General features: G+C 72.6%; 11 protein-coding genes. 6 read left to right on the plus strand and 5 right to left on the minus strand.

What is annotated here, in order from left to right:
- A partial coding sequence (locus tag G5C51_RS36560; protein ID WP_165244279.1) for a DUF1990 family protein occupies window positions 1–278 on the minus strand: 278 nt, incomplete at its 3' end.
- Window positions 275–1,102 (minus strand): YndJ family protein, encoded by an 828-nt coding sequence (locus G5C51_RS36565; RefSeq protein ID WP_165244281.1) that lies wholly within the window; start codon window positions 1,100–1,102, stop codon window positions 275–277. The genes G5C51_RS36565 and G5C51_RS36560, both read right to left, overlap by 4 nt.
- 96 nt (window positions 1,103–1,198) lie before the next feature.
- Between G5C51_RS36565 and G5C51_RS36570 the strand changes: the two genes are divergently transcribed.
- Window positions 1,199–1,615 (plus strand): hypothetical protein, encoded by a 417-nt coding sequence (locus tag G5C51_RS36570; protein ID WP_165244283.1) that lies wholly within the window; start codon window positions 1,199–1,201, stop codon window positions 1,613–1,615.
- A gap of 57 nt (window positions 1,616–1,672) precedes the next feature.
- Here G5C51_RS36570 and G5C51_RS36575 read toward each other — a convergent pair whose 3' ends face one another.
- Window positions 1,673–3,223, minus strand: a complete 1,551-nt coding sequence (locus tag G5C51_RS36575; RefSeq protein WP_165244285.1) for an MFS transporter — start codon at window positions 3,221–3,223, stop codon at window positions 1,673–1,675.
- A 13-nt stretch (window positions 3,224–3,236) separates the two neighbouring features.
- The gene (cqsA, locus tag G5C51_RS36580) at window positions 3,237–4,577 is read right to left on the minus strand and encodes an alpha-hydroxyketone-type quorum-sensing autoinducer synthase (RefSeq protein ID WP_338118436.1); all 1,341 of its coding nucleotides are present in this window, start codon (window positions 4,575–4,577) and stop codon (window positions 3,237–3,239) included.
- 54 nt (window positions 4,578–4,631) lie between these two features.
- Between cqsA and G5C51_RS36585 the strand changes: the two genes are divergently transcribed.
- The 4 genes from G5C51_RS36585 to G5C51_RS36600 are packed head-to-tail and all read left to right on the plus strand — an operon-like array spanning window position 4,632 to window position 7,916.
- Window positions 4,632–5,201, plus strand: coding sequence for an EF-hand domain-containing protein (locus G5C51_RS36585; RefSeq protein ID WP_165244289.1), 570 nt, complete (start codon window positions 4,632–4,634; stop codon window positions 5,199–5,201).
- The gene (locus G5C51_RS36590) at window positions 5,198–6,508 is read left to right on the plus strand and encodes a transporter substrate-binding protein (RefSeq protein WP_165244291.1); all 1,311 of its coding nucleotides are present in this window, start codon (window positions 5,198–5,200) and stop codon (window positions 6,506–6,508) included. Before G5C51_RS36585 ends, G5C51_RS36590 begins: the two co-directional genes overlap by 4 nt.
- Entirely contained in the window at window positions 6,505–7,350 is an 846-nt protein-coding gene (locus tag G5C51_RS36595) for a bestrophin-like domain (protein ID WP_165244293.1), read from the plus strand. The genes G5C51_RS36590 and G5C51_RS36595 overlap by 4 nt, the downstream gene beginning before the upstream one ends.
- Window positions 7,347–7,916 (plus strand): EF-hand domain-containing protein, encoded by a 570-nt coding sequence (locus G5C51_RS36600; RefSeq protein ID WP_165244295.1) that lies wholly within the window; start codon window positions 7,347–7,349, stop codon window positions 7,914–7,916. Before G5C51_RS36595 ends, G5C51_RS36600 begins: the two co-directional genes overlap by 4 nt.
- 4 nt (window positions 7,917–7,920) lie before the next feature.
- Here the strand turns inward: G5C51_RS36600 and G5C51_RS36605 are convergent, their stop codons facing one another.
- The gene (locus G5C51_RS36605) at window positions 7,921–8,460 is read right to left on the minus strand and encodes a CGNR zinc finger domain-containing protein (protein WP_165244297.1); all 540 of its coding nucleotides are present in this window, start codon (window positions 8,458–8,460) and stop codon (window positions 7,921–7,923) included.
- 65 nt (window positions 8,461–8,525) lie between these two features.
- Between G5C51_RS36605 and G5C51_RS36610 the strand changes: the two genes are divergently transcribed.
- A partial coding sequence (locus G5C51_RS36610; protein WP_338118437.1) for an MFS transporter occupies window positions 8,526–9,213 on the plus strand: 688 nt, incomplete at its 3' end.

Genomic DNA, 9,213 nt, shown 5'->3' on the forward strand with positions numbered 1-9,213 from the left:
GCGTCCCCCTCCTCGGCCCACACCACCTCGCACGGCGCCGAGAACCGCAGCCGCCCGACCCCCAACGACACGGTCGCCCGCGTCCCGGGCGCGGCCGGTCCCGCCGCCTCCACCCGCGCGCCGGAGGCGCGGTGCATGCGCCAGCTCAGCACGGCGTCGACGGCCGCCGCGAAGACCTGCGGGCCGTGTCCGATACGGGCCCGGTGGCGGAGGTGGCTGTAACCGGCGGGCAGCGGCAGTGTGCGGGTGGCGCCGACCTCGGCGTAGGTGAAGGTCATGGCAGGGGTGCCTCCTTGGTCAAGCGGTGCCAGGCGAGCAGGGAACACAGCGCGAAGCCGAGGGCGTTGCCGAGGCCGTGGGTGGCGGCCATCCAGCCGAGGCCCGGGTGCGGGAGCCCGGTCGCCTCGCCGACCGCCCAGGTGAGCGCGAGCAGCATGGTGGCCGGCAGCACGAGCGCCGAGACCGCGAGCAGCGTACGGGTCCCGGCACCGGCCCGCGGCCGCACGTCCCGCCAGGTCAGCAGCGCCACCGCGAACATCCCGGCGGTCAGCACCACCGCCCCGGCGAGCTCGGCCCAGTCGTCGACGAAGTATCCGGCGAGCACGAGCAGCGTCCCGAGCGGCACGCTCAGCCCGGCCAGGTTCACCAGGCCACCGACCCCCGCCGCCGTACGGCAGCACAGCCCCGCGACCAGCGCCGCCGCGAAGCCGGCGAAGTGGAAGTGCGGGACGGTGAGCGCGAGGATCTCGGTCGAGAAGCCGAAGAGCTCGTGACCCGCACGCTCGGCGACCAGGGCCGCGCCCGCGACGGCCGGGGTCACCAGGGCGGTGAGGACGGCGACTTCGGCGGGCGCGAGGTCGCGGCGGCCGAGCAGCCGGCGCGGGGCATGCAGGGCGAGGGCGAGGGTGGCGAGGGCGTAGACCGCGGCCAGCGTCGTGGCGAGCGCGCCGCGCGGCAGCCACAGCGATACGGCCCCGGGCGCGGCGGCGTACGGCCAGAGGCGGCGCGCCCGGTCGAGCGCCGGGTCGCCGATGAGCCGCAGCCCGGCGGGCACCACGACGAGCATCCCGAGCGCCACGATCAGATCGACCAGCACCCACATCGCCGCGTCCCCCTTCGCACCGTGGACTTGAACTTGAACGTGTTCAAGTTCTGTGCGTCAGACTACTCCACACCCACACCTGGGGAGGATTCAGGGGTGACACTCGATCAAGCCCTCGTCGGACACTGGACCAGCCTTCCGTACGACACCGGCGCCATAGAGACCAGCGACCTCGGGTTCCTGCCCGACGGCCGCGGCTGGAGCGTGTGGTCGAGCATGTCCGGCGGGCTGCATGTGGCGCGCTTCCGCTGGTTCTGCCCGGGGCCGGGGCGACTGGAGCTGCACGAGCAGTGGCATGCGTCCGGGACGTGGGCGGAGCCCGAGGGCTTCGCCTCGGTGGATGAGGCGGAGCACTCCGAGGGCCTGGTGCGGACGCGTTACGCCATCGGCGGCGACGGCGGTGGCGCGGTGGTGTTCACGACGCCGGTCGAGTTCACCGACAAGTACGCCCGCGGCGACCGGACGATCGCGCCGACCGACGACCCGTCGTACGAGCTACTCCCCTACGCCTGACGCCACCCGCCGCCACGACACCCCCACCGCACGCAGCAACGGATGGGTGGTCGGGCACTAATGCGCATTCTCCGTAGGCCGCACATCCCGCGGAATCAGGCTCCAGGCCAGCCACGCCGCCGCCAGGCAGAGCACCGCGCCCGCCATGAACGACGGCGTCATCGCCCGCGTGAACGCATGCGCCGCCTCCGCCAGCAGCTCGCGCCCCGCCGGACCGCCCATCTCCTTCGCCGCGTGCGCCGCTTCCCCCACCGAGTCGTGCGCGTGTCCCGGCAGGTCGTCCGGCAGCCGACTGCGGTACAGCGCCGCCGTCAGCGAGCCGAGGATCGCCACCCCCATCGCCGCCCCGAGTTCGTAGCAGGTCTCGTCGATGGCGGCCGCGCCGCCGACGTGCTCCATGGGCGTCACCGACATCAGCGTCACCGAGGCGACGGTGGTCGCGACACCGGCGCCCAGGCCGAGCAGCCCCAGCGCGATGGCCATCGTCGGATAGCCCAGGTCGGTGTCCGTGGCCCGCTGCACGAGGTACGGGACGGCCAGGCCCGCCGCCATCAGCACCAGCCCGGCCGCCATCACCTTCCGCACCTGGTAGCGCTGCATCAGCTTCGGCGTCACCACCGACGTCACGATCAGCGCGATCGGCGCGGGCAGCAGCCGCACCCCGGCCTGCAGCGGCGAGAACCCCTCGGCGTACTGGAACCACTGCGTGATCAGGAACATCACCGCGCCGAGGCCGACCATCCCGAGGAAGATCGCCCCGGCCGACACCGCGAAGGCGCGGCCGGCGAAGAGGCGGACGTGCAGCAGCGGGTTGGCGAGCCGGAGCTGGCGGCGTACGAACACGGTCAGTGCCACGGCGGCGATGGCGAGCAGCACCCATGGGAGCGCCGAGTCGACGCCCGACTTGCCCAGCTGCTTGATGCCCCCGGCCAGGGCCACCATGCCGACGATCGACTGGCCGACGCCGGGCCAGTCCCACTTGCCGGTACGGGGCGAGCGGGACTCCGGCAGCAGCCACGAGCCGAGCGCGATGACGGCGACGGCGACCGGGATGTTGAGCAGGAACGCCGACTGCCAGCCGAAGTGCTCCACCAGCAGCCCGCCGACCACCGGGCCGAGCGCGAGCCCGCCGCCGATGACGGCGGTCCAGACGGCGTACGCGAACGCCCGCTCCTTGGCGTCCACGAAGGTGTCGCGCAGGATCGACAGCGTCGACGGCATGATGGCCGCGCCGCCGACGCCGAGCAGCGCGCGGGCGGCGATGACCTGCCAGGCGGCGGTGGCGAAGACCGCCGCCAGCGAGGCGAGGGCGAAGAGCGCGAAGCCGGCGATGAGCAGCCGCTTGCGGCCCCAGCGGTCGCCGAACGCGCCCGCGGTGACGAGCAGTCCGGAGATCGCGAGGGCGTACGCGTCGATGATCCACAGCTGCTCGACCGAGCCGGGCTGGAGGTCGGCGACGAGGGAGGGGAACGCCACGTTGAGGATCGTGGTGTCCATCCCGATCAGCAGCAGGCTGCCTGACAGGATGGCCAGGATGACCCAGCGCCGGGCGTGCACGGCGGGGTCCGGGTGGGGCGCGGGGCTCGCGGCTTCGGACTGTGCGGTCATATGCCACGAAAGTCTACCTATCCATGACAGATCGGGCCTGATCAGGGGCCTCCGCCGAGCGGCCACTGAGCAGCGGGCGCACGTCCAGGCAGACCTCGATCAACCGCTCCACCTGCGCGTCGGTGAGCCCGGCGTGCAGCGACACCCGCATCGTCGCACGCCGCCGTGAGGTGGCCGGCGGGCCGAAGGGCGACGGGAAAACGCCCTGGGACATCATCGCGTCGCGCAGCCTGATGGCCCGCAGTTCGGTGCCGGCCTCCAGCGGGAGGATCTGCGTCTGCGAGCCGTGCAGATCGATCCCGGCGTCCGTCAGCTCCTCCCGCACCCATTCGGTGATCTGGTGCAGCCGCTCACGGCGCCACCCGTCCTCCCGTACGGCATGCAGCGCGGCCTCCAGGCCGGCCAGATCGTGCGGCAGCAGCGTGGTGCTGAAGACCGCCGGATACGACTCGTGCTTGAAGTAGTCGACGAAGTCGGGGGTGCAGCAGGTGATCAGCCCGGCCCGCCCTGCGAACGCCTTCGACAGGCTGACCGTGCGGAAGTGCACGGCGTCCTGCAGACCGAGCGCGGCGACGATGCCCTCGCCCCGCTCCCCGTGCACCCCCAGCGAGTGCGACTCGTCGACGACCAGCACGCAGTCGCTCTCCGTCGCGATGTCGGCGAGCTGCGCCAGCGGGGCGAGGCTGCCGTCCGAGGAGTACACCCCGTCGACGGCGATGACGCCGGGGCCGTGGTCGGCGATCCGCCGGCGCAGGTGGGCCAGGTCGTTGTGGCGGAACAGCCGCGTCTTGGCCCTGGCCGCGTGGGCGCCCTCCCACAGCGACATGTGCGCGATCACGTCGATGTAGACCGGCGTCGACGGGTCCGCGATGGCCTGCAGCAGGCCGGTGTTGGCGGCCCAGCCGGACTGGCAGAGGATGCCGGCGGGGGCGCCCATGTGCGCGGCCAGTTCCCGTTCCAGGGAGAGCTGCGGGTGGTCGCCGAAGAGCAGGATGCCGGACATCAGGGTGCTGGTGCCCGCGGCGTCGAGCCGCGCGGTCATGGCCTCGATGATGCGGCGGTCGCGGGCCAGGTGCAGGTAGTCGTTGTTGTCGACGATGACGGCGTCGGGGCCGGGCGGCCGGCCCCGGAAGAGGTGATCGCCGCCCCAGTCCTTGGGGATCCGGATGCGCTTGAAGCGGTCCACGCGATGGCGTGATTGAGGTGGGATGGGGATGCCCATGCCCGAGGGCTGCCCGGACCGGAGGACCGCATTCCGCGCCGGGGGCGGTGTGCCCCAATGGGGTGTACACGGATATCCCACGCCTTTTCGATCACCCTCACCGGCGGCGTCCGGCCGCGTTCGTCCGGGCATGCCTCTCCCCGTCCTGACGGGGATCGGGCCCGTACCGGACGCTGAGGAGGGCGCATGACGGAAGCGACCACGGAGACCACCGACATCCTCGACCGCAAGCTGGAACGGGCCTTCGAGCTGCTGGATTCGGACGCCAACGGCGAGCTGGTGGAGGCCGATCTGCTGGTCCTCGCCGACCGGCTGGCGGCGGCCTTCGAGCGCGGGGACGACCCCGCCCGCAAGGGACGGCTGCGCACCGCACTGCACCGGATCTGGCAGGACCATCTCGCGGGCATGGACGACGACGGCAACGGCTATGTGGACATGGACGAGTTCACCCGCGGCTTCCGGGCGGCCGGGAGCACCAACCGGGAGAAGCTCCTCGGCGATCTGAGCGAGGTCGTCGCCGCCTGGATGGACCTCGTCGACATCAACGGCAACGGCCGGATCGACGTGGACGAGTACCGGCAGATGTACGAGTCGGCCTTCGGGATCACGCCCGAGGACCTGGAGTACGGCTTCCGGCAGCTCGACCTCGACGGCAGCGGCGAGCTGGACGAGCAGGAGCTGCGGCAGGCCACCGAGGAGTACTACACGAGCACCGACCCCGACGCGCCCGGCAACTGGCTCTTCGGGCCGCTGTGAGGCGGTGGTTCGTGCTGTGCGCGCTGGCGCTGCTGGCCTACCCGCTGCTGGGTCCGGCCGCCGCGGCGCCGGTGCCGCACCGCCGGCCGCCGCCGATCCCGGTCGGCGTGCTGCACTCGCTCACCGGCAGCGTCGCCATCGGTGAGAAGCCGATCACGGACGCCACGCTGATGGCGATCGACGAGCTCAACGCCCGCGGCGGGGTGCTCGGCCGCCGCGTCAAGCCGCTGGTGGTGGACGGCCGTTCGGACTGGCCGACACACGCCGCCGCGGCCCGGCGGCTGCTGCGGCGCGACCGGGCCGTGGCGGTGTTCGGCGGCTACACCTCCGCCAGCCGGCGCAGCATGGTCCCGGTCTTCGAGCAGCTGGACGGGCTGCTCTTCTATCCGACCTTCTACGAGGGCATCGAGGCCTCGCGCAACGTCGTCTACACCGGCTCCACCCCGAACCAGTTCGTCACCCCGGCCGTGAAGTGGTTCCTGGACAACCGCGGCCGCCGCTTCTTCCTCATCGGGTCCGACTACGTTTACCCGCGCGCCGTCAACGCCGTCATCCGGGCCCAGCTGGAGTCCATCGGCGGCACGGTCGCCGGCGAGGGCTACCTGCCGCTCGGCGAGCGCCGGCCACAGGCCGTACGCAAGGCGGTCCGCCGGATCACCGCCGCCCGTCCCGACGCGATCGTCTCCACCATGGTCGGCGACACCAACCTCACCTTCGTCAAGGAGCTGGAGCGGGCGGGAGCCACCCCGAAGACCATGCCGGTGCTGAGCGCGGTCATGGGCGAGACGGAGCTGCGCGTGATGGACGCCCGCCCGCTGGCCGGCAACTACGTCGCCATGTCGTACTTCCAGTCCCTGCCGGGGCGCACCAACCGGACCTTCGTGGACCGCTTCAAGCGGCGCTTCGGCCGCGACAGCGCCGTCTCGGACTCGCCGGAGGCGGCGTACACGAGCGTGCTGCTGTGGGCGCAGGCAGTCGAACGGGCCGGCAGCACCGACACCGACGCGGTCCGCGAAGCGCTGCGCGGCGCCTCGCTGGACTCCCCCGAGGGCACGGTCTACGTCGACGAGGAGAACCTCCACCTCTGGAAGTACGCCCGCCTCGGCCGGATCTGTCCCGACGGGCAGATCTCCCTGGTGTGGCAGTCGGAAACCGTGATCCATCCGGTGCCGTACAGCCCGTACCGGCGCCGGCAGGAGTGGCTCGACCTGATCCGGAGCCTCTACGACGGGTGGGGCGGGCGCTGGGACCGGCCGCCCGGGGGCCGTGAGCTGCCGGTCGCGACGTCGAAGTCGGTGATGCCGTGAAGTACCACCGCCTATGGCACCACTGGGTGCTCTTCGTCGGCTCGGCCGCCGCGCTGATCGCCGTGAAGAGCGCCGAACTCCCCACCTGGCCTGCCTGCTTCCTGCTCGTCGGCCTCTCCGTGCTGCTCGTCAACGCCGGGCTGCCGCTGGCCCGCTACTGCGTCCGCAACCTCTTCCTGGAGCGCAACAGCGCCGCCCAGAACGCCGTCTTCGCCGTCATCGGCACCGTCTACGCCACCCTGGTCGCCTTCGCGGTGGTCGTGGTCTGGGAGAGCTACTCCGACGCCGAGTCGACCGTCGCCCAGGAGGCCAACGCGCTCGCCGACCTGGAACGGATGTCGCGCGGCTTCTCGGTGCCGGTGCGCCGCCAGGTGCAGGAGGCGGCGCGCACGTACGCGACGCTCGTCATCAAGGTCGAGTGGCAGCGGATGAACGACCGCGGACCCGACCCGCGCGCCCACGCCGCCCTCACCGAACTGTGGACGGTCTACACGGACATGGGCCCGAAGCTGAAGGAGAACCCGCTCTACGAGACCTCGGTCGAGCGCCTCAACGAGATCGACGACAACCGGCGGCTGCGGCTGCTGGCCAGCCAGACCGAGGTGCCGGCGGTGGTGTGGGTGATGCTCTACTGCGGCGGGGTGCTGTCGGTCGTGATGGTCTACTTCTTCGGCGTCCGCCGCGACTGGGTGCAGCGGATACTCGTGTCGGTCCTCGCCGTCATCGTCGCCCTGTCCGTCTTCCTCGTCGCCTCCCTCGAGAAGCCCTTCGCCGGGGACAGCGGCATCGGCCCGGACGCGTTCGTCTCGGTGGTCGCCAACATGCAGAACCTGGAGTTGTGAGCCCGGCCATGGACGACCTGCTGCGCTGGAAGCTGCTGCGCTGGTTCGACTGCCTGGATACGAACCGGGACGGCTGCCTGGAGTCCGCGGACTACGAGCTCGCCGCCCGCCGCCTGGCCCGCGCCTTCCACCACCGCCCGGAGAGCCGCGAGCACCGCCGGCTGCGCGCCCGCTACCTGCGCCTGTGGGCGCTGCACGAGGCGGCGGGCGCCACCGGCGCCTCGAAGGACGCCTTCGCGCAGCAGCTGGCGGCGGCGCTGACGGGCCGCCGCCGCGCGTTCACCGCCTCCCTCAACGCCCTGTGCTGCGCCCTGGTCGAGATCGCCGACACGGACGGCGACGACCGGGTGTCGGAGCGGGAGTACCGGGTGCTGCTAACGGCGGGCTTCGGGCTGCGCTCGGAACACGACCTGCAGTCCGCGTACCGGATGCTCGACCGCGACCAGAGCGGCGAGCTGGAGCACAACGAACTGCACGCGGCGGTGCTGGAGTTCTTCACGAGCACGGACCGCTCGGCACCGGGCAACTGGCTGTTGGGCCCGCCGCCGGAGGGGCTGCGGCGGTGACGCCTCAGCCCTGCCGCCTGCGGTGGGCGGCGACGCGGGTACGGGACGCGCACCTGGTCGAGCAGTAGCGGCGCGGGGCGCCCGGGCCCGTACCGAGGAACAGGCGGGTGCAGTCCTGCGCCGCGCACTCGCCCCAGGCGGGGCGGCCGTGCTCGGTGAAGATCTGGGCGAGGGCGAGGGCGCTGGAGGCGAGCAGCCAGTCCGCCCAGCCGGCGTCGTCACCGCGGTCGGTGTGCAGGTGCCAGGGGCTCCGGCCGCCGTGCCGGGTGAGGCGGGGGCGGGCGCCGGACTCCTCGAAGACGGCGTTGAGGGCGCGGGCGGCGCGGTCCGGGTCCGGCTCGGCGAGGACGTCCTCGGTGAGGCGGATGATGGCGGCGCGCAGCTCGCGGGCGGCGGCGTCGGTGAAGTCCGCCAGATCGGCGGGGGTTTCGCCGTGCTCGGCGAGGACGGCGGCGAGGCCCGCGCGATCGATCGCGGGGTCCTCGCGGACGGCGTTGGCGAGATCGAGGATCCGCTGCGCTGGGCGGAAGCCGTCGGTGGTCATGGGGCGAGGTTAGCCGGTAACGTGTTGATTTCCTAAACCGTTACACCGTCGAAAGGGCTGCCGGGATGAAGCGCTACCTCGCCACCGCAGTGTGCGCCCGACTGGCCGACGACGGAATGCCGGTGGCGGTGGCGCTCCTCTCCTTGGCGCGCACGGGAAGCGCGAGCGTGGGCGCGGCGGTGCTCGCGGCGTGGATGCTGCCGCATGTGGTGGCGGCGCCGCTGGCCGGTGCACTGGCCGCGCGGGTCCGCAGGGCGGGATGGTTCTACGCACCGGCGCTGCTCGGCTTCGCGGGGGCGATAGCCCTGGTGACGGCGGGCCTCGGCTCGGCGCCGACACCCCTGGTGATGGCGGCTGCGGCTCTGGGCGGCGCGTGCGGGCCGGCGGTGACCGGCGGCTTGTCCAGCCTGCTGAGCGGCCTGCCGACGGGGGGTGTGAGGGAGCGGGCGTACGCACTGGACGCGGCGACGTACAACGTGGCGGGCCTGATCGCCCCGGCGATGGTGACGTTCGTGGCAGCGGGGGTGGGCGCGGCCCCGGCGACACTGACACTGGCAGCTTCGGCCCTGGTGGCGGCAACCCTGGCAGCCTGCCTACCCACCGCCGCCGTCCGGGGGCAGGCGTCCCGCACGGCGGGACGGGTGGGCCCGGACGGCACCGCACCCGCCGACGCAACCCGCACCGAGCAGCACACTCGCGCACCCCAACCCCCCTCCCTCGCCCACGAGATGCGCACTGGCCTCACCACCATCT

It is taken from the genome of Streptomyces coryli, from assembly GCF_011044975.1.
In the GTDB taxonomy this organism is placed as follows: Bacteria; Actinomycetota; Actinomycetes; order Streptomycetales; family Streptomycetaceae; genus Streptomyces; species Streptomyces coryli.

Excerpts from the sequence above, each read along its gene's own strand:
- G5C51_RS36565 (WP_165244281.1), bottom strand. The coding sequence starts at position 1,102 with ATGTGGGTGCTGGTCGATCTGATCGTGGCGCTCGGGATGCTCGTCGTG.
- G5C51_RS36575 (WP_165244285.1), bottom strand. The coding sequence starts at position 3,223 with ATGACCGCACAGTCCGAAGCCGCGAGCCCCGCGCCCCACCCGGACCCC.
- cqsA (WP_338118436.1), bottom strand. The coding sequence starts at position 4,577 with ATGCCCGGACGAACGCGGCCGGACGCCGCCGGTGAGGGTGATCGAAAA.
- G5C51_RS36585 (WP_165244289.1), top strand. The coding sequence starts at position 4,632 with ATGACGGAAGCGACCACGGAGACCACCGACATCCTCGACCGCAAGCTG.
- G5C51_RS36605 (WP_165244297.1), bottom strand. The coding sequence starts at position 8,460 with ATGACCACCGACGGCTTCCGCCCAGCGCAGCGGATCCTCGATCTCGCC.